Below are 18,726 nucleotides of genomic sequence, written 5' to 3' on the forward strand. Positions count from 1 at the left end.
AGCCACTGTCTCCTTCTCATTAACCTATTATTATGTTAGTTTCATGCTCCTCGAATTGGTTCAAATAACCAACAGCATGCTTATGATAAGTGTCTTTTTTCGCCCCTTGATTTCTCCTAGATTAATGGATAATCAATTTATTATCATGTTCCTTTTCAAAGCTTGACAGTTTCATTGAGTCATGATTAGAATGTTTTATATGTTAACCTATATTGTTTTTAGTTAACATATAAAAAGGAGAATGGCTATGCACAGTGAAAAACAATTACCTTGTTGGGAAGAAAAAATTAAGAAAGAACTGGCTTATTTAGAAGAGATATCGCAAAAACGTGAACTCGTTTCAACGGAATTCGCCGAGCAGCCATGGCTTATGATCAACGGGTGCAGGATGCTGAATCTAGCTTCTAATAACTATTTAGGATATGCAGGGGATGAGCGGCTGAAAAAGGCTATGGTAGATGCAGTACATACATATGGTGCAGGAGCAACGGCTTCACGTTTAATTATTGGCAATCATCCTCTTTACGAGCAAGTAGAACAAGCTCTTGTCAATTGGAAAAAAGCCGAAGCAGGACTCATTATTAACAGTGGATATAACGCGAACCTTGGAATTATCTCCACCCTGCTGTCCCGTAACGATATTATTTATAGCGATAAATTGAATCATGCAAGCATTGTCGATGGAGCTCTTTTAAGCCGTGCAAAGCATCTGCGCTATCGTCATAATGATTTAGATCATTTAGAAGCATTATTGAAAAAATCATCGATGGAAGCACGTAAATTAATCGTGACGGATACGGTCTTCAGCATGGACGGTGACTTTGCTTATCTTGAAGACCTTGTTTGGTTAAAAGAACGTTATAACGCTATGTTAATGACTGATGAAGCACACGGAAGCGGCATCTACGGTAAAAACGGTGAAGGTTATGCCGGTCATCTCCATCTTCAAAATAAAATAGATATCCAAATGGGAACATTCAGTAAAGCGCTCGGTTCATTCGGGGCCTATGTCGTCGGGAAAAAATGGCTCATCGATTATTTAAAAAATAGCATGCGCGGATTCATATATTCAACTGCGCTCCCCCCGGCCATACTCGGTGCTATGAAAACAGCGATAGAACTTGTACAGCAAGAACCAGAACGCCGCTCACTGCTCCAAACACATTCAGAACACTTTAGAGAAGAACTCACATATTACGGGTTTAATATTTGTGGAAGTCGATCACAAATTGTTCCTATCGTCATCGGGGAAAACGAAAAAGCGATGGAATTTGCCACACGTTTGCAGAAAGAAGGAATTGCAGCTATTGCTGTCAGGCCGCCGACCGTTCCTGAAAATGAGGCGAGAATCCGTTTTACCGTAACAGCTCTCCACGATATTAAAGATCTTGATTGGGCAGTTGAAAAAGTTTCGATCATTGGAAAAGAAATGGGTGTTATTGAATGAAACAGCCGAATTTAGTCATGCTTCCTGGCTGGGGAATGGAAAAAGATGCGTTTCAACCGTTAATCAAACCGCTGTCAGAAGTATTTCATCTCTCATTCATAGAATGGAGAGATATGAAAACACTAAATGACTTTGAAGAACGAGTCATAGACACAATCGCTTCCATCGATGGTCCTGTTTATTTACTGAGCTGGTCATTAGGAACAATAGTATCACTTGAACTTTCAAGTTCGTATCGAGAAAAAATAAAAGGTTATATCCTTTTTGGCGCAACAAGTCGGTTTACCACAGGAGATAATTATTCATTTGGCTGGGATCCACGAATGGTCGAGCGCATGAAGAAACAACTGCAGCGCAATAAAGAGAAGACTTTGACTTCTTTCTATGAAGCAATGTTTTCCGAAGCTGAAAAAGAAGAAGGTTTTTATCATCAATTCATCACGACAATTCAAAGCGAGTTTCATGGGGATGACGTATTTTCGCTTCTGATTGGTTTGGATTATCTAATTCAGAAAGATGCTAGATCAAGACTCGACCGGATTGAAGTCCCCTTTATATTGCTTCATGGGAGAGAAGACAAAATTTGCCCACTCGAAGCCTCATCTTTCATTAAAGAAAATCTGGGTGGGAAAGCCGAGGTTCATATTATCGAAGGCGCTGGTCATATTCCATTTTTCACAAAACCACAGGAATGTATGGAGCATATAAAAACATTTATTCAAAAGGAGTACATTCATGATAGATAAACGATTGTTAAGTAAGCGGTTCAGTGAACACGCGAAAACATATGATGCGTATGCCAATGTTCAAAAAAACATGGCGAAACAATTAGTGGATTTGCTCCCTCAAAAAAACAGCAAACAAAGAATTAACATCCTTGAAATTGGCTGCGGCACTGGTTACTTAACGAGGTTACTCGTTAATACATTTCCTAATGCTTCTATTACCGCTGTTGATTTGGCACCAGGAATGGTTGAAGTGGCGAAAGGAATGACAAAGGAAGATCGTGTTACATTTTTATGTACTGATATCGAAGAAATGGCGCTTAATGAAAATTACGACTTGATTATTTCTAATGCAACATTTCAATGGCTGAATAATCTTCCTGCAACTCTTGAAAAATTGATTGCACGATTAACGGCTGAAGGAAGCCTGATATTTTCAACGTTCGGAATCGATACCTTTCAAGAGCTTCATATGTCATATGAACATGCGAAAGAAAAGCTTCAACTTTCCATTGATAGTTCACCAGGCCAAATGTTTTACACACTAGAAGAATTATCCCAAGTTTGTGAAGAAGCACTCCCCTTTTCATCAGCATTTCCAATCGAGATAACAAAAATGGAAAAGCTTGAACTAGAGTACTTTCATACAGTACGTGAATTTTTCACTTCAATTAAAAAGATTGGTGCAGCTAACAGCAACAAAGAAAACTACTGCCAGCGCCCTTCTTTTTTTCGAGAGTTAATCAACATATACGAAACAAAATACCAAGATGAATCAGGTGTGAAGGCAACCTATCATTGTTTGTTCTTTAATATAAAAAAGCATGCACCCTAACACCTTAATCCGAAGATAACGGTCTGGTATACCAGCATAGTATCCTTTTTCTATCTTATAGCCGTTTATAAAATATACTGGGAGATCACCTTTTCCCGTCTTTCCTTACATAATTTAAGTCCGTTCTATAAAGTATTTATATAGACTACTGTTTCCTCTAGAATTCAGGTGCTTACTGTGCATGCATTCGGATTAGTTTTTTATAAATAAGTAGAGCTCATCTTGTTATTGAATTTAACTAAACAAGGTTCCAATTCAAGAAAAATTAGGCCGCCGCTTCTCCAAATTCCTTTGGAGAAGCGGCGGCCTAATTAAAGTTTTTTATTGTGTCTCATTTTACTAGGTCCGTTCAAACCTTGTTCTCTTTTAAAAGAATATTAATATTGTCTTATTATTTTAGGTTCAGTCCAATCGGAATATTTCAGCCTTTATTTCAATTGAAAATTACTCAAATCATCTTAAGATGAAAATGTGTTTACGTTTAACTTTTTCACCCGAAAACCCGGCCATCTGTAATATTGACTACTCGATCACATAAATCTAACATTCTTTCATCATGTGTCACCATAATGGCTGCTTTATTTCTTGACTTCACCTCATGAGCAAGCATTTCAACAACATCCCTGCCTCTTTTGGAATCAAGACTTGCGGTTGGTTCATCCGCTAAAATGATTTCAGGATCATTCATCAACGAACGGGCGATGGCTACACGCTGCCGCTCTCCGCCCGACAGTGCTTCTGGCAAGTGATCTGCCCGATGTCTAAGTCCAAGGTGGCTAAGCAATTCGTCCGCTTTTTTCACAGTTTTTTTATCCCGTTTGCCAATCAGTTCAGAAATGAGCAGAAGCTGATCTCGTACGGTTAGATATGGCACAAGATTCGATGATTGGAATACAAACCCGATCTTTTCAAGGCGCACTCGAGTCAATTCCTTTGAAGATAGTGATGTAATATCCTCATTATTCAAAAGTAAACGTCCTTTACTCGGGGAAAGTAACGCACCGGCTATGGAAAGAAAAGTACTTTTTCCTGAGCCTGATGGACCCACGATGGCGACGAATTCCCCCGCTCTCACATTCAGGGAAATATTATCAAGGGCTGTCACCTTATTATCGCCTTCCCCATAAATCTTACTGACGTTTTCAAATAATAGTTTATCTCCCATCATGATACCCTCCCTATTGCTTCGATCGCATCTATCTTCGCTACTCGATAAAGTGATAGCAGCGAACCCAATACGGATACAACCAAAAGTAACACGGAATATTTAATAACCAAATTGGTACTCAATTCAAATGGCATTCCTTCTGGCATAATTAAAGTGGCGCCATATGTCAGTGTAACACTAATGGCTATGCATGCCACGGCAAGTAGCATAACCTGACCAACGATACTTTTTGCAAGGTAGCTCGTATTAGCTCCAAGTGCCTTAAGTACACCAAATTGATTCGTTTTTTGTAAAGTAATGACATAGAAGAACACTGCCAAAACAAAAGCTGCTATAACAAACAAAAAGGCAATCATCATCGTCAATGTACCCTGTTCCTCTTTGAACCCTGGAATACTCTGAAGTGATTCATCTTTCGATATGAGTGTTACATCACCAGACATTGATTTGCGTACAGCTTCTTCTGCCTTTGAATCCATCTGAACTGCTATAGTGCTAATTGAATTATTGTCTTGATTCTTCAATACAGGATTCATCTCCTGCCATCCCTTAATATTCATGTAAACTACCGGGGAATGGCTGTAAGACTGTTTTTCAGTAAAACCAACAATGGTTAATACTTTTCCTGACAAGTCATCTTTTAATGAATCACCTAATCTATAGCCAAACTCTTTTAAGGAACGATCCGCAACTATTTCACCTTGCTTCTTATTGTCATAGTTCGTTCCTTCTATGATCTTCGGTGCCAATATACCGCTAGCATTGGTCGCAAAAATAGTGACATCCGTTTTTTCCGATGAGCCAACTTTGTTTAAAGTAATCATCATTTGCCCAAGACCTTCGGCTGCTTTAACATCAGATGAAGCCCGGATTTCATCTAGCTTTTCCATGGATATAATTGATCGGTTCAGTTTATTTTTAGAGTCATGCTCCATAACGAAATAGTCGGCCTTCATATTTTGAATGGATGAAGCATTATCTGAAGAAAGTCCATTAGCTAATCCTGAAATGATAAAGACAAGCAAAGCGACCAATACCATAATCAGTCCAATCAGCAGATAACGTAACTTTGAATGCTTTAGTTCACGTATTGCTAAAAACATTATTTCATCTCCCATTCCTTTTATTTACCGATCAAGTCCTACTTCAATCGGTATGTTTTGATTGTAATCAATCAATATGAATGGAAGATGAACGAATGATTACATAAGGGGCAACCGGATATAAAAAGTGGTCCCTTTGCCAAGTTCGCTTTGAACCTCAATCGTTCCGCCATGTAGTTCAACCGTCTTCTTTGTTATCGAAAGTCCTAAGCCACTGCCTGTTTCACTGCGATTTCTCACTTTATCAACTTTATAAAAGCGATCAAGGATATAAGGGAGGTCTTCTTCTGGAATTCCCATACCCGTGTCCGCAATCTTCACTTCTACAAAGCCATCAATTTTCTTGATTTGAATAACAATCGAACTACCGATATCAGAGTATTTAATACTGTTGGTTATCAAGTTAGTCCATACTTGGTTTAATAGTTTCTCATCAGCAGAAATGATGGTTGAAGGTAAATCCATTTCGATCACCATATCTTTTTCCCGCCAATTCCATTCCAGCATGAACATCACTTGCCGTATTTGTTGCGCTAAATCGAAATTTGACCGTTGCAGCGGGTCATCCTCTATATCCAAGGAAGCAAGCATTAGGAGCTGTTTACTCAACAAGGACATGCGCCGGCTCTCTTTTTCAATAATAGACAAGTAATTATTTCTTTGTTCCTTTGTTAATTCCTCCGATTGAAGGGTTTGAGAAAAACCTTGTATAGATGCGAGCGGAGATTGAATTTCATGAGAAACATTTGAAACGAATTCCTGTCTCATATCATCTAACCGCTGGATGCTTTGAGTCATTTTCGAGAAATGCTGTGCCAAATCCCCTATCTCATCGCTTCGGGTTACATTCAATTTACTACTATAATCCCCATCAGCGATTCTCTTTGTGGCTTCTGTTAATTTCGTAATTGGCTTAACAATGAATCGCGTGTTAATGATCACAAATAAAAAACTGAGAAGGAGCGTAAGTACGAGCAAAACAGCAAGGAAAAAGCGGAACTCTCCAAACTGCAGTTCTATATTCGGCCTTACAAACAAGGCATATTTCTCGCCATCCACATTAATTGGTACCCCAACGCTATTGATTAATACATCCTCAAAAAAACCCGTAATAAACAGCCCATTATTATAATTAGCGATCCCTTGATAGGTTTTCCCGTTCAAAACTCCTGAAATCGTGTCTGAATCCAAAGCTGTTTCCCGAAACGGCTCCCCATACAAAGTCCCTTCACCCTGCTCATTAAATAAATACATTTGATAGTGCAATCCTGCAATATGATTTAAATACGCATCAATATCCTGACCTGGATTTTCTTCATATAAGGAGACGATATCACCAGCAACTTTGCTTATCTTCTCACCATTGTGTGGTTTCTGAACCTTATGATAATAGACATTGGAAATTAAAAAAGCGATGACACTGGCAAGTACCATGATCAAAATGGTTTGAATAACTATCCTGAAATAAAGTGTTTTCACTTCTTATTGACCTCCAGTTTATAACCTAAGCCACGGACAGTCGTTATCACAAAATCATCGGTCCGCCCTGCAAAACGTTCCCTTAACCGTTTAATATGGACATCAACAGTCCGATCATCCCCTTCAAAATCAGCACCCCACACCAGTTCAATTAGCTGCTCACGTGTAAAGACCTGATCAGGAAAACTCCCCAGCTGAGCTAGTAGCTCAAATTCCTTAAGCGGCAGGAGCAACGTACTCCCCTTTATTCGCACTTCATAACTTTTACGGTCAATAACCGTTTGATTCAAGGAAATCAATTCAGAATTAACCATGCGATACCTGCGCAAAAGAGCTTTAATTCGAAATAATAGCTCTCGGGGTTCAAATGGCTTGACGAGATAATCATCAGTACCAGCAAAGTACCCCTTTTCTTTATCGATAAGTTGATCTTTAGCTGTCAATAAAATAATCGGTAGATCATATTGATCCCGTATTTCCTTACAAAGATCCAGTCCGTTTTTATATGGCATCATAATATCTACAACAGCAAGATGGATTCGTTCTTTCTCTAGTATTGATGAAGCTTCATTTCCATCCTTTGCTTCGAACACCATGTACCCTTCTTTTTCTAAGTGAAATTTTAATAATTCTCTAATATGACGATCATCATCAGCAATTAATATATGTATCAAAGAAACCACATCTCCACTTCATTTAATAACCCTAGTTATTCTTACAATAGCAATAATTGAGCTTTTAAAACAACCAATACTGATTCGCGCTCTAGAAAACCAGTGGTTACTTTCCTTATAAATTAGTTTGCCAATAATATATAGGCCTATCTAAATAAAAATAGCGAACAAAGTTTTTAAAACCTTGTCCGCTTTTTTATTAAAGTTTATCTTCATAAACATAAGAAGTAGTAAATTGATTCCCAAATGGCTGGTTAGAAACGCATTGATATTTTTTATTACTTAAAAGGGTTTTAAATATTCTGAATATAATTTATAATTGATTTATTTTAAAACATCTAGGAGGTCACTATGGGTTTAGTAGAGAAAATCAGCTCTTTTGCTGGTAAAACGTTTACCTTATGGGTCATTATTTTCGCAATTATTGCGTATATCATGCCTAATCATTTTATATGGATTGGAGCCTATATTGTTCCATTATTAGGAATTGTCATGTTTGGCATGGGACTTACACTATCAACAGCGGATTTTAAAGAAGTTTTCCGTCGACCGAAAGAAGTAGCACTAGGGGTAGCAGGACACTTTATCATTATGCCATTATTAGCGTTTGTATTAGCAATAGGGTTCGATTTACCGAAAGAAGTGGCTGTTGGTGTTATTTTGGTTGGGTGTTGCCCAAGTGGAACAGCATCAAATGTCATGGTGTTTCTTGCGAGAGGAAATGTTGCGCTTGCAGTTGCCATTGCTTCTGTTTCCACTATTCTAGCACCTATCGTAACCCCCCTGCTTATTCTGCTCTTGGCAAGTAAATGGGTTAATATTAGTATTGGATCATTATTTATTTCTATCATTCAAGTGGTGATTATCCCACTGATGCTTGGATTTGTTGTTAAAAAGTTTTTCGGCAAACAAGCAGAGGCTGGTGCAAAGGCTTTGCCTCTAGTATCTGTCATTTCTATTGTTCTGATCGTATCTGCTGTAGTAGCTGGCAGCCAAGCACAGCTGGCTAAAACAGGATTGCTGATTTTTGCAGTAGTCGTTCTTCATAATGTTCTTGGTTTTTTCCTCGGCTTTTTCTTTGCTCGTTTATGCGGGATGGATTTAGCTAAACAGAAAGCAGTTGCAATGGAGGTTGGTATGCAGAATTCCGGTTTAGGTGTAGCAATAGCAACAGCTCATTTCTCGCCTTTGGCCGCGGTACCTAGTGCCATTTTCAGCGTTTGGCATAATATATCTGGCTCCGTTCTAGCCTTTATTTTCAGTCGCATGAAAGATAAAAAAAATGGAGAGAACGCTAAAAATAATTCGATAAAAATAGGCGCATAATAATGTGTATATGATCCAAAAAATCGATAATCTGGAGGGCTTTTTTGACTCTTTTAATTAAATTAGTGGATTAAGCCGATTGAGTAAATCGGCTTTTTTTATTGTGAATTAACTATCTGCATATTGAACATTTCAAGGAAGATAACAAATATTCAACGTGATATATTAATGATTGTAGGGCTGATTCATATTGTGATGCATTTTTAAGGTTCCATTACTTAATAAGTGATATGCTTTTTCCCCTGAATAAATGAACTTACTGCCTTTGTTGGGGGTAATTTTTTGAACTACCTGCTATACTACTAGATAAAAGTAAGACATAAAACTCTTGCTAATGATTTGGATATAGTAATTGAATATCATTTTAAGGATGAGGGAATATAATGTCACCAAAAATAAAATCGTCAAGAAAAATTGCTAGATATTCACTAATTATCATGGGGTTGGGTTATATTGCAACCACTCCATTTCAAGGTTCGTTGCCGTTAGATTTATTACATGGAGGGTTTGAGGCAGGTCTAGTTGGTGGATTAGCAGATTGGTTTGCAGTCACTGCATTATTCCGCCATCCGCTTGGATTACCAATCCCTCATACAGCTCTTTTGCCCAACAATCGTAAAAGAATGACAAATGCACTTGTTTCGATGTTAAAAAATGACTGGCTTTCAAAGGAAAGTATTCAAGACAAAGTAAAACATATTCCTTTTACAGAAAAATTGATCCCTATTTTAGTAAAAGAGATACAAAGTGATGCTTTTAGAAAAGTTCTTATTAAACTTATCAAGCAAATGATTTGTTATATAGATATTGAAAAGATTACACCTTTCGTTGCAAAAAAAATTGAAGCTACACTTTCTAACATAGAAATGAGCAAGCTTCTTCATTTAGTAAGTTCACAGCTACTTAATGAACAATTTGATAGGAAAGCTTTGGATCATGTTTTGAAAAAAGCTGAAGATTGGTTAAGAAAAAAACAAACAAGTCACCAACTAGGCACTGTTTCCATGGATGTACTTAGTAAGATTGAACTAGATGGTATGCTTCAGTTTGCCGTTAAATCCATTCAAAGTCTACTTAACGAAGAGAAACTTGGGAATATCATACAAAACCTTTTATTAAGTGTCGTAAATAATTTACAAAACGAGGAAGAACCAAATAGAGAGGCTTTAATCTTATATATCAGGAAAGAGATACAAGGCATTGACCATAACCGGGAACTGTTAGAAGGAGTTGAAAAATGGAAAAAACAACTTCTAACAAAATGGGAACCTGAAGCAACAATAATGGGAAGTCTACAACAAATTCAACAAGATGCATTAGATTTCGTTGAAGATAAAAATTTCATGGATACTTATCTTACTCCATTGATTTATCACATACTAGACAACATAAAAGAAAATAGCACCCACATTGATAATTGGATTCAGAAACAAATTACTGTTCTCATTGAAAATAATCATACGCAGATCGGCAATCTTGTACAAGAAAATTTAGATAAGCTAGACAACGAAACTCTAATTGATATGATGGAAAATGGTGTAGGAAAAGATTTACAATGGATTCGTGTGAACGGAGCGGTTTGTGGTTTTATAATAGGGATTATCCTAACAGGTATACAGGCTCTACTTAAGCTGGTATAATTCCGGCGCTGCGACCGATATGGTTTCAGCTTCTTGCAGCTTGCTGCCGTTACCAGATCGAATCCGGTTTCTAGTTTGTTCTTTTGGCACTGATTCTCTCAGTTTCGGACTCGTGCTGATTCGCTGCCTCAGTCGTAATAGCAATGATGATAAGCCCTTAACCTTAAGGGCTTTTTAATGGGGAAATGATTTTGCCAAAGCTAATGAGATTTTGACTAAGAATAACAATATCGTATCTTCTACATTTTTTTGGACGATTTTGATATATTGCTCAAAGACCTTCTTCAGGTTGGTTTCACGATCAATCCACTTCGAGGTGAATTCCAATTGCTTCGTTACGGCAGGATGATTCAGTTTGATTGTCGTCATTAAAACAACCACCCTTTTAAATATGATATTTTACTTTCCAATTGATCAATGACGGCTTCTCCTTTTCCTAAAAGAGCATCCGCTTCATGCGCTATGGTGCCTGCTGCACTCATAGCTTTTTTCTCTATATTTAGCATCGTGGTTTTTCCATTTTTAAACATAAAAAAAGAGTGCAAGCTGCACCCTCTAAAATTCATACTTTTTTTAATGAATTATCTCAATTCCTTTTCGTCAAATAAATGCGGCGCTTTCACCTTTTTCCCTTTTTTATGATTTGGATTAGGTTTTTTAGCTTCCAATTTAGCTTGGTCATAGACAGCGGTGCCGACAATTTCAGCAACATCTTGAAGCTTTTCTTTTGAGATTTTATCAATGGTATCATCAGGAGTATGATACCAAGGTTCTGATGGACTGTGTATGAATAAAGCAGCGGGAATCCCAGCCTCAGCGAAAGATACATGGTCACTTCGCCCGCCTTGTCCATATGGAGTCGGCTCACCATTCAGTCTTGTACTTGATTCCTGAGCCAGCTCGGTTACAAGGTTCATTTCTCCATCATTAGTCAAAATAACCAAATCCCCAGCGTCCCTGCTTCCTACCATATCTAGGTTGAAGTTAGCAATCGTCCGCTTGATATCTTCATCAGAGAGGTTGTCCACATAATGCTGCGAACCTAGCAATCCATTTTCCTCGGCGCCAAAGGTAACGAAACGAATTTCCGTATCTGTAGGAAGATTCTTCAAAACACGTGCAAGTTCAAGTGTAACGGACGTTCCTGATGCATCGTCATTCGCTCCAGGTGCCCCGGCGACGGAATCATGATGACCTGTGATATAAATGATATCGCTCTTCTTTGCTTTATTGTTCTTGGTTGCTTTTTTTGTGGCCACTACGTTATAAGAGGTTTTTTCTCCAGAATAAGCCCCTTCAATTTTTAATGATGCCGTTAGCTTAACTCCAGCATTCAATTTTTCAAGCAGGGCTTCTCCATCCTTTTTCGTTATCGTGACAGATGGAATATACTTATCATTAGCCCCTCCAAGGGTCCCATTTAATTCCCCATCTGCATTATTGAATAGGATGACACCCGCTGCTCCTTTTTCTGCTGCATTCAATACTTTCTCTGCAAAAGTGAGGCTGCCTCTTCGAATAAGGGCAATCTTCCCTGTAACACCCGCTTTTTCAAGCTCTTCCTTCGTTCCTAAACCGGCGTATACCATTTCACCGGATAGATCACCATTTACTGAATAGGTTAAATGGTTTGATTGGATTTCCCCATCAAATCCGTCAACGGACAGCTCGACCAGATTTGGGTCTGTATAGGATAAAAAACTGAACTCTTCAATATCGGCTTTATAGCCATAAGATTTAAATTGCTTTTTGATGAACTGGACGGCCTTATACTCAGATTCCGTCCCGGCTACTCGAGGTGTTTGTGAAAGGTATTCAATATTCTTGTAGATTTTGTCGACATCGATCCTTTTAACGATTTGCTTGTCTGTGGATGGCGCCTGATGTACTGGAGAAGAATGCGGTGTCGCTAAAGCAGTAGCAGTAGTAGTAGTGGTTCCGGCTGCCCCGAATGTTAATGCTGCGACTAATGATAAGGATAGAAATTGTTTTTTCATAGATTGCCTCCCAGTTTAATAGATTCCCTCCATTATTTTACAATATACAGAAAATTCTAACTAGGTAGGTTTATCCCTATTAATCTGTGCCTTAAGTAACAAATTTACAAATTTAAGAAACTAGCAGGAAATTTGATCTATACCAAAAGTTGTATTTTATTTAATAATTTGTCACATTATATAAAAATTCCTGCGATTCAAACAGGATTTTCGCCTTTCTTCGGGAAAATAGTACAAAGAGAAAATGACTTTAATCAGGGAAGAAGGCGCGAAGATGTCGATAACTAAATTTGTGATGCCGGAAGTTATTTTTGGAAAAGGTTCTATTGAACAAGCTGGCGAGGCTTGCTTGCGGTTGGGTGCCAAAAAGACACTGATAGTTAGTGATTCCGGTGTAGCCAATGCTGGTTGGCTTGATATTGTCATGGAAGCCTGCCAAAATGCGGGGCTTGCTTTTGCCACCTTCATTGAAACGACGACCAATCCGAAAGACAGGGAGATAGAAGCCGGTTGTTTATTTTTTAATGATCATGAATGCGACGCCATCATAGGTGTGGGGGGAGGCAGTGCCTTGGATGTGGCAAAAGGGATCGCCCTTTTGGCAACGAATGGTGGAACCATCAGTGACTATGAAGGGGTTGATAAAGTCCATTCTCCTCTACCCCCTATGGTGATGATCATGACCACTGCCGGATCGGGTTCGGAAGTCTCACAGTTTTCTGTGATTGTCGATTCGTTCCGGGAGAAAAAAATGACGATCATTTCAAAATCCCTCGTTCCTGATATTGCGATTGTTGACCCGGCTACCTTAACGACCTTAGAAGCAGATTTGACCGCCGCTACTGGAATGGATGTTTTGACACACGCCATTGAATCTTATGTATCTATCGCTGCAACTCCTTTGACCGATGTACAAGCCAAAAACGCCTTGTCCATTGTTTCCCGTTACCTACGCCCTTCCGTTGCGTCTAAACATAATGAGGAAGCAAAAGAAGCGATGGCGATGGCCAGCCTGCAAGCAGGTCTTGCCTTTTCCAATGCCATATTGGGAGCAGCCCATGCAATTTCACATGCCATTGGCGGAAAGTACCTGCTTCCGCATGGTGAAATCAATGCTATCCTTCTTCCCCATGTCATGGACTTCAACCGAATTGCGGCCCCGAAGCGATTCAGCCAAATAGCAGAGATCATGGGGATTGATACGAGAGCTTTAACTGAGCAGCAAGCCGGCACCGCTGCCGTACACTTTGTAAGGGACTTGTCCCAGGATATCGGGACACCCAGGAGCCTAGGTGACGTGGGCATTACCAAAGACATGATTGATACAATAGGAATGACCGCCCTCGAGGATGCCTGCATGATTACGAACCCTCGGGATATGTCATTAGAACAGATTAGGCAGTTGCTCCTTACAGCCCTATAAGAGGTGAAAACATGAACAAATCTGAGTTGATCGATTTAATGACAGGCGTTAAGTCTTCGAAAAAAACATATTACACGGAACTTAAGAAAACCGTGGATCAGTTGAAGAAGAAAAATATGCAGCTTGAAATTATGAACGATATCACTAAAAACATGAATATAGACATGGATATTCACGAAATTCTCCGAAATGTTATCTCAAAGCTCAAGCACCTAATTACATTCGATGACAGTCATTTTGTCATTTTATACGAAGAAGAACCAACTCTTCTCCATATTTGTCCTAATGGCCAATGCGAGCTTGAAATTGAATCCAACAACCTATTACACCCTTTTCAGGACTTCTCATCTGCCTTGAAAGACGAACAATCCATTCAGGTGGAAATCAAAATGCTACAAGACTTCCCGGAAAAAAAAAGACTGCTATCTCTTGAGATTGAAACGCTTCTATTGGTGCCCCTGTATGGGAAAAATAAAAAAATAGGGGTTTGGACCTTCGGCAGAAAGAAAAAGAAAACGTGGCATAAAGATGAGTTGGATTTTCTTGAGCAACTTTCCAACCAGCTTGCACTGACTTTGGAGAATGCCCAGCTCTATAAAGAAGTTCTCCATTCCAAACAAGAATGGGAGGATACCTTTAAGGCCGTCGAAGATATGATCATCGTCTTTGATCGCCAAGGAGAAGTCTACCAATCAAATGATGCAGCCAGAGCTTTTTTTGACTTAAGTCCTTTAATTGAGAAATCTCAGACACTGATTCAAGAGACCTTTGTACAGGATAAGCCAGGGTTTCAAGAAATTTTGCTTCAGCCTGAAGCGATCTTGGAAATGCATGCCTATCCGATTCAAAATAAGGATCAACAGGTCTATGGAGTCATTGCTTATTATAAAAATGTCACCGAGAGAAGACAGATGGAAGCTCAATTGTTACATGCAGGCAAGCTCGGAGCCATCGGCGAAATGGCAGCTGGAATTGCCCATGAATTGAATAGCCCATTAACGGCCATTCTTGGAAACTCACAGCTTTTATTACGGAACACTTTACCAGACAACGAAGATTATATGCTTCTAAACGATATTAAAAATTGCGGCGACCGGTGCAGGCAAATCGTGAAAAGCTTACTTACCTTTTCCCGTCAAGATGAATATAGATTCCACTATTACTCTATTAACGAGGCCATACATCAGGTAATGAACCTTCTGAAGTTTCAACTAGGGAAGAAACAAATTTCCCTTCATCTTTCCCTTCAGGAAGATCTTCCTTTCATAAAGGGAAGCCAGCCTCAGATAGAACAAATAATCATCAACTTGCTATTGAATGCCAAGGATGCATTGGATGATTGTGATATATCGGAAAAATCCATTACGATTCATACCTATTCTGAAGAAGAATTCATGGTGGTGAAGGTTGCTGATAACGGGGCTGGGATTGAAGCAGAGCGGCTGCCGCTCATTTTTCATCCTTTTCATACGACTAAGGACCGTGAAAAAGGTACAGGCCTAGGATTATCTGTGAGCCTTGGCATTGCGAAAGACCATGGAGGCAAAATTGACGTAATAAGCGCACCAGGAAAAGGAAGTGTATTTTTCCTGAGGCTTCCCTTGCAGCCTGAAGATGAAAGGAGATGATGAGATGATTAATTTACTTGTGGTAGACGATGAAAAAGAAGTTGGTACCTTTTTATCCCGCCTTTTTTCGATGAAAGGATATCACGTACAGGTCGTGAACAGTGGAAAGGAATTTCACCAAATAGATTTTAATCAGCAGCGCTTTGATGCCGCGATGATAGACCTAAAGCTTCCAGATTGTGATGGCCTTTCTCTCCTGCAGCATCTGAAACAAAAACAACCGCTTTGCAAGGCACTGATTATGACCGGATACAGCACAGTCAAGACCGCTGTCGAGGCAATGAAACTTGGAGCGAGTGATTATATGGAAAAACCCTTTGTGGATATTGAAGTATTGGAAAAGCAACTTGACAACCTATTGAATGAAAACGACGATTTGAATCAACATTTTATCCATAACCTTGCCAAAGAGTCGGGTCTCATTGTAGGAGAAAGTTTATTAATGAAGGAACTGATTGAAATGGCTTTCAAAGTGGCTCAAAAATCCGTCAATGTCTTGATCGAGGGAGAAACAGGGAGTGGCAAAGAAGTACTTTCCCGTTTCATTCACTCAGCAAGCCCACGAAGCCACGAGCCCTTTATTGGTATTAATTGTGGAGCAATCTCGGAATCCCTTCTCGAAAGCGAATTATTTGGGCATGAAAAAGGGGCCTTCACCGGAGCAACCCAACAACGAAAAGGTTTCTTTGAAATTGCAGGGAATGGCACCCTTTTCCTCGATGAAATTGCCGACGCGAGTCCGGCCATACAAGTCAAATTGCTTCGAGTTTTGGAAACACGGAAATTTATGCGTGTCGGAAGTAGTGGGACATTAAGAACAAATGCCCGCTTAGTAGCCGCCTCCAATGAAAGTCTGCAGCAGGCAGTTGAAAAAAACAAATTCCGGGAAGACCTATTTTATCGACTGAACGTCGTCACTCTTGATATCCCCGCCTTGCGTAACAGAAAAGAAGATATTCCCCTCCTTGTCCGACATTTAGTTGAAAGAACTGGCCAGGCAGATATCTCCTTTTCCAATGAAGCTATTGAAAAATTACAGCAATACGACTGGCCCGGTAATATACGCGAATTATCTAATGTAATCATGCGAACTCTCACTCTTGCTGACCATAAACAGGAAATCTCGGCAAATGATCTCCTTCTATCTACCAACCAGGTTATTCCAATAAAAAAAGACCCGCCGAATGCGAATCAGTCGACTGAAAATCATCTCGAAGAATGGCGTAAACAGCTGGTTGCCGACTTTAATGAGAAAGATGAACTAATGCTCGAGGAAATCCTTAAGGAAATCAAACAACTCGAATCTACAATTGGCAAAGAACTCGTCATGCAGGCACTTCAAAAAACCTATGGAAACCGAAATGAAGCGGCCAAGCGTTTGCAGATCTCCATGAGAAAATTGCGATATATATTAAATGAGAAGAATCAGACATAATCTAATTATAGAATTCTTATAAGCTACCTAGAACAAACGAGGGTGCCCGATTTTAGGACCCCCTCGTTTGTTTATTTCTATTCTAAAGTTAATACGATTCTTCCGTTGATTTCGCCCTTTTCCATCATTTGAAACACGTCGTTGATTTCATCAAGCGTTCTCGTTTCAATATTCGTCCTTACTTTGCCATCAGCCGCAAATTGAACAGCTTCTTGTAGATCTTTTCTTGTACCAACGATTGACCCTTTTACAGTCACCCCATTTAGTACCGTATCAAAAATTGGAATTGGAAGTTCGTCATTCGGCAATCCGACAACGACCAATGTTCCACCCCTTTTAACTGAACTGTAAGCCTGTTCGAAAGCTTTTTTCGTAACCGCTACAGAAATGGCCGCTTGTACTCCACCAACTTTTTCCTTAATGGCTTGTACAGGATCGCTCTTAAGACCATTAACCGTGAAATCTGCTCCTAATTCTGTAGCCAGATCAAGCTTATCATCTTGAATATCAACGGCAATGACATTAAAGCCCATAGCTTTCGCGTATTGAAGAGCAACATGACCCAATCCACCAATTCCATAGATTGCTACCCAATCTCCAGGTTTAGCTTCTGACACTTTAAGCGCTTTATAAGTCGTTACACCAGCACAGAAAATCGGTGAAACTTCCGCAAAGTCAAGACCTTCAGGAACCTTGACCACATATTTTGCTGGCGCTTTGCAATATTCCGCATAACCGCCATCCACAGAATATCCTGCATTCAATTGATCCAGGCAAAGCGTTTCCCGTCCAGTCAGACAGTATTCACAATCGCCACATGCCGAGTAAAGCCATGGAATCCCAACGCGGTCACCAACCTTTAATGTAGTAACGCCTTCTGCCACCTTCTCAATAATGCCTACTCCCTCATGTCCAGGAATAAGCGGCAGCTTCGGTTTTACCGGCCAATCACCATGTACCGCATGTAAATCGGTATGACACACGCCACATGCTTTAATTTTCACTAATATCTCACCATATTCTAATTCAGGGATTGGTACATCTTTAATCTCAAGCTCTTGATTAAATTCATTGACGACCGCCGCCTTCATTGTCTTAACGTCTTGTATTTTTTTTGCATCCGCAGTACTTGCCCCTTGTTTTACATTCATGATTCATATTCCTCCCTTTTTTAAGTGGATATTTCTCACTTCCACTTATTTATGATGCAAGTGCCATGCCAGAAGAATAAAGCCCGGACAACAGTCTTTTCATAAAAAAATGCCGAAAAGTCGGCCCATTTTGACAAAAATGCGGCTCAATCTGGACGAAACCTGGTTTGTATATTGCTGACCAAATAGCTCACCCTATAAATAGGAGGTGTCCAAGCATGGACCAATTTGAAAAAGCATATGAATCCTACAAACAGCAGGGAACCCCACAAGTAAACCAACATGATACAACTGGAAAAGAAGAAATTATCGCAGTACGAAAAAATGAAGATGACAATATTATTGCCATCAAAACAAATTCTGGGCGGGAGCTTGACTATCCCACCGCTCTTTCGGAAGCTAAGGCAGGCAACCTCGCCAATGTTGATGTCTTCCATAAATATGGCCGTGACATATTGCGGAGTGAGCCCGATGGGGTAAAGGAAAATAACCTGGATGAACTACCGGAGTTCTAACTATTTGAAGAAGCTGCCTCACGTATGGGCAGTTTTTTCTGTCAGGGGGGTTAAACAAAAAGGAACCAGCATAGTAGCTGGTTCTCCTTAATTCCAGTTCGTCTTGAGGATGCTTTACAGCTCTGCTTTAAAAATTGCAGAGTTATTTGAAGTATGGTCTACCTAAAACGTCTCTCACCA

The 18,726-nt window shown here is 39.6% G+C and carries 17 protein-coding genes; 9 read left to right on the plus strand and 8 right to left on the minus strand.

What is annotated here, in order from left to right; all coding sequences use genetic code 11:
- Nucleotides 1-247: 247 nt before the first annotated feature.
- Genes bioF through bioC form a run of 3 tightly spaced genes read left to right on the plus strand, consistent with a single transcriptional unit; the run spans nucleotide 248 to nucleotide 3,007 of the window.
- Nucleotides 248-1,447 carry an 8-amino-7-oxononanoate synthase gene (bioF, locus tag JFV29_RS10865; RefSeq protein ID WP_201183158.1) on the plus strand — a complete coding sequence of 400 codons (1,200 nt, stop codon included), beginning with the start codon at nucleotides 248-250 and terminating at the stop codon, nucleotides 1,445-1,447.
- Complete coding sequence (locus tag JFV29_RS10870) at nucleotides 1,444-2,193, plus strand: alpha/beta fold hydrolase (protein WP_201183159.1); 750 nt, start codon at nucleotides 1,444-1,446, stop codon at nucleotides 2,191-2,193. Before bioF ends, JFV29_RS10870 begins: the two co-directional genes overlap by 4 nt.
- On the plus strand, nucleotides 2,183-3,007 hold the full coding sequence (gene bioC / locus JFV29_RS10875) for a malonyl-ACP O-methyltransferase BioC (protein ID WP_201183161.1): 825 nt from the start codon (nucleotides 2,183-2,185) through the stop codon (nucleotides 3,005-3,007). Before JFV29_RS10870 ends, bioC begins: the two co-directional genes overlap by 11 nt.
- Before the next feature lie 490 nt (nucleotides 3,008-3,497).
- Here bioC and JFV29_RS10880 read toward each other — a convergent pair whose 3' ends face one another.
- The 4 genes from JFV29_RS10880 to JFV29_RS10895 all read right to left on the minus strand — a co-directional run bounded on the left by JFV29_RS10880 (nucleotide 3,498) and on the right by JFV29_RS10895 (nucleotide 7,431).
- A complete protein-coding gene (locus JFV29_RS10880) occupies nucleotides 3,498-4,175 on the minus strand; it encodes an ABC transporter ATP-binding protein (RefSeq protein WP_201183163.1) in 678 nt (225 codons plus the stop codon).
- Complete coding sequence (locus JFV29_RS10885; RefSeq protein WP_201183165.1) at nucleotides 4,172-5,278, minus strand: ABC transporter permease; 1,107 nt, start codon at nucleotides 5,276-5,278, stop codon at nucleotides 4,172-4,174. Before JFV29_RS10885 ends, JFV29_RS10880 begins: the two co-directional genes overlap by 4 nt.
- A 99-nt stretch (nucleotides 5,279-5,377) precedes the next feature.
- On the minus strand, nucleotides 5,378-6,757 hold the full coding sequence (locus tag JFV29_RS10890; RefSeq protein ID WP_201183167.1) for a sensor histidine kinase: 1,380 nt from the start codon (nucleotides 6,755-6,757) through the stop codon (nucleotides 5,378-5,380).
- Nucleotides 6,754-7,431 (minus strand): response regulator transcription factor, encoded by a 678-nt coding sequence (locus JFV29_RS10895; RefSeq protein ID WP_201183169.1) that lies wholly within the window; start codon nucleotides 7,429-7,431, stop codon nucleotides 6,754-6,756. The genes JFV29_RS10890 and JFV29_RS10895 overlap by 4 nt, the downstream gene beginning before the upstream one ends.
- Before the next feature lie 351 nt (nucleotides 7,432-7,782).
- On the opposite strand from JFV29_RS10895, the gene JFV29_RS10900 reads away from it, so the two are divergent.
- Nucleotides 7,783-8,757, plus strand: a complete 975-nt coding sequence (locus tag JFV29_RS10900) for a bile acid:sodium symporter family protein (protein ID WP_201183171.1) — start codon at nucleotides 7,783-7,785, stop codon at nucleotides 8,755-8,757.
- A 383-nt stretch (nucleotides 8,758-9,140) separates the two neighbouring features.
- On the plus strand, nucleotides 9,141-10,397 hold the full coding sequence (locus tag JFV29_RS10905) for a DUF445 domain-containing protein (protein ID WP_201183173.1): 1,257 nt from the start codon (nucleotides 9,141-9,143) through the stop codon (nucleotides 10,395-10,397).
- A 174-nt stretch (nucleotides 10,398-10,571) separates the two neighbouring features.
- On the opposite strand, the gene JFV29_RS10910 is transcribed toward JFV29_RS10905, so the two are convergent.
- Genes JFV29_RS10910 through JFV29_RS10920 form a run of 3 tightly spaced genes read right to left on the minus strand, consistent with a single transcriptional unit; the run spans nucleotide 10,572 to nucleotide 12,394 of the window.
- Nucleotides 10,572-10,766 carry a DUF5344 family protein gene (locus tag JFV29_RS10910; RefSeq protein ID WP_201183175.1) on the minus strand — a complete coding sequence of 65 codons (195 nt, stop codon included), beginning with the start codon at nucleotides 10,764-10,766 and terminating at the stop codon, nucleotides 10,572-10,574.
- Nucleotides 10,766-10,927, minus strand: coding sequence for a hypothetical protein (locus JFV29_RS10915; RefSeq protein WP_201183177.1), 162 nt, complete (start codon nucleotides 10,925-10,927; stop codon nucleotides 10,766-10,768). The genes JFV29_RS10910 and JFV29_RS10915 overlap by 1 nt, the downstream gene beginning before the upstream one ends.
- A gap of 51 nt (nucleotides 10,928-10,978) precedes the next feature.
- Nucleotides 10,979-12,394 carry a M28 family peptidase gene (locus tag JFV29_RS10920; protein ID WP_201183179.1) on the minus strand — a complete coding sequence of 472 codons (1,416 nt, stop codon included), beginning with the start codon at nucleotides 12,392-12,394 and terminating at the stop codon, nucleotides 10,979-10,981.
- A 274-nt stretch (nucleotides 12,395-12,668) separates the two neighbouring features.
- Between JFV29_RS10920 and JFV29_RS10925 the strand changes: the two genes are divergently transcribed.
- From JFV29_RS10925 to JFV29_RS10935, 3 genes are read left to right on the plus strand one after another with little or no spacing between them, the layout of a single operon-like run.
- The gene (locus JFV29_RS10925; RefSeq protein WP_098176995.1) at nucleotides 12,669-13,817 is read left to right on the plus strand and encodes an iron-containing alcohol dehydrogenase; all 1,149 of its coding nucleotides are present in this window, start codon (nucleotides 12,669-12,671) and stop codon (nucleotides 13,815-13,817) included.
- Between the two features lie 11 nt (nucleotides 13,818-13,828).
- The gene (locus JFV29_RS10930; RefSeq protein WP_201183181.1) at nucleotides 13,829-15,445 is read left to right on the plus strand and encodes a sensor histidine kinase; all 1,617 of its coding nucleotides are present in this window, start codon (nucleotides 13,829-13,831) and stop codon (nucleotides 15,443-15,445) included.
- 4 nt (nucleotides 15,446-15,449) lie between these two features.
- Nucleotides 15,450-16,880, plus strand: a complete 1,431-nt coding sequence (locus JFV29_RS10935) for a sigma-54-dependent transcriptional regulator (protein ID WP_201183182.1) — start codon at nucleotides 15,450-15,452, stop codon at nucleotides 16,878-16,880.
- A gap of 77 nt (nucleotides 16,881-16,957) precedes the next feature.
- Here the strand turns inward: JFV29_RS10935 and adhP are convergent, their stop codons facing one another.
- Nucleotides 16,958-17,971: an alcohol dehydrogenase AdhP gene (gene adhP / locus JFV29_RS10940; RefSeq protein ID WP_053347932.1), complete on the minus strand. Its 1,014-nt coding sequence runs from the start codon at nucleotides 17,969-17,971 to the stop codon at nucleotides 16,958-16,960.
- Nucleotides 17,972-18,249: 278 nt separating this feature from the next.
- Between adhP and JFV29_RS10945 the strand changes: the two genes are divergently transcribed.
- Nucleotides 18,250-18,546: a DUF3892 domain-containing protein gene (locus JFV29_RS10945; protein ID WP_053344256.1), complete on the plus strand. Its 297-nt coding sequence runs from the start codon at nucleotides 18,250-18,252 to the stop codon at nucleotides 18,544-18,546.
- Nucleotides 18,547-18,726: the final 180 nt, after the last annotated feature.

This window comes from Peribacillus sp. TH16 (assembly GCF_016651095.1).
In the GTDB taxonomy this organism is placed as follows: domain Bacteria; phylum Bacillota; class Bacilli; order Bacillales; family DSM-1321; genus Peribacillus; species Peribacillus butanolivorans.

What these genes read in the sequence shown, in the direction of transcription:
- JFV29_RS10910 (WP_201183175.1), bottom strand. Translation starts at nt 10,766, where the DNA reads ATGACGACAATCAAACTGAATCATCCTGCCGTAACGAAGCAATTGGAA.
- adhP (WP_053347932.1), bottom strand. Translation starts at nt 17,971, where the DNA reads ATGAAGGCGGCGGTCGTCAATGAATTTAATCAAGAGCTTGAGATTAAA.
- bioF (WP_201183158.1), top strand. Translation starts at nt 248, where the DNA reads ATGCACAGTGAAAAACAATTACCTTGTTGGGAAGAAAAAATTAAGAAA.
- JFV29_RS10885 (WP_201183165.1), bottom strand. Translation starts at nt 5,278, where the DNA reads ATGTTTTTAGCAATACGTGAACTAAAGCATTCAAAGTTACGTTATCTG.
- JFV29_RS10930 (WP_201183181.1), top strand. Translation starts at nt 13,829, where the DNA reads ATGAACAAATCTGAGTTGATCGATTTAATGACAGGCGTTAAGTCTTCG.
- JFV29_RS10905 (WP_201183173.1), top strand. Translation starts at nt 9,141, where the DNA reads ATGTCACCAAAAATAAAATCGTCAAGAAAAATTGCTAGATATTCACTA.
- JFV29_RS10915 (WP_201183177.1), bottom strand. Translation starts at nt 10,927, where the DNA reads ATGTTTAAAAATGGAAAAACCACGATGCTAAATATAGAGAAAAAAGCT.
- JFV29_RS10900 (WP_201183171.1), top strand. Translation starts at nt 7,783, where the DNA reads ATGGGTTTAGTAGAGAAAATCAGCTCTTTTGCTGGTAAAACGTTTACC.
- JFV29_RS10935 (WP_201183182.1), top strand. Translation starts at nt 15,450, where the DNA reads ATGATTAATTTACTTGTGGTAGACGATGAAAAAGAAGTTGGTACCTTT.
- JFV29_RS10945 (WP_053344256.1), top strand. Translation starts at nt 18,250, where the DNA reads ATGGACCAATTTGAAAAAGCATATGAATCCTACAAACAGCAGGGAACC.
- JFV29_RS10920 (WP_201183179.1), bottom strand. Translation starts at nt 12,394, where the DNA reads ATGAAAAAACAATTTCTATCCTTATCATTAGTCGCAGCATTAACATTC.
- JFV29_RS10925 (WP_098176995.1), top strand. Translation starts at nt 12,669, where the DNA reads ATGTCGATAACTAAATTTGTGATGCCGGAAGTTATTTTTGGAAAAGGT.
- bioC (WP_201183161.1), top strand. Translation starts at nt 2,183, where the DNA reads ATGATAGATAAACGATTGTTAAGTAAGCGGTTCAGTGAACACGCGAAA.
- JFV29_RS10880 (WP_201183163.1), bottom strand. Translation starts at nt 4,175, where the DNA reads ATGATGGGAGATAAACTATTATTTGAAAACGTCAGTAAGATTTATGGG.
- JFV29_RS10870 (WP_201183159.1), top strand. Translation starts at nt 1,444, where the DNA reads ATGAAACAGCCGAATTTAGTCATGCTTCCTGGCTGGGGAATGGAAAAA.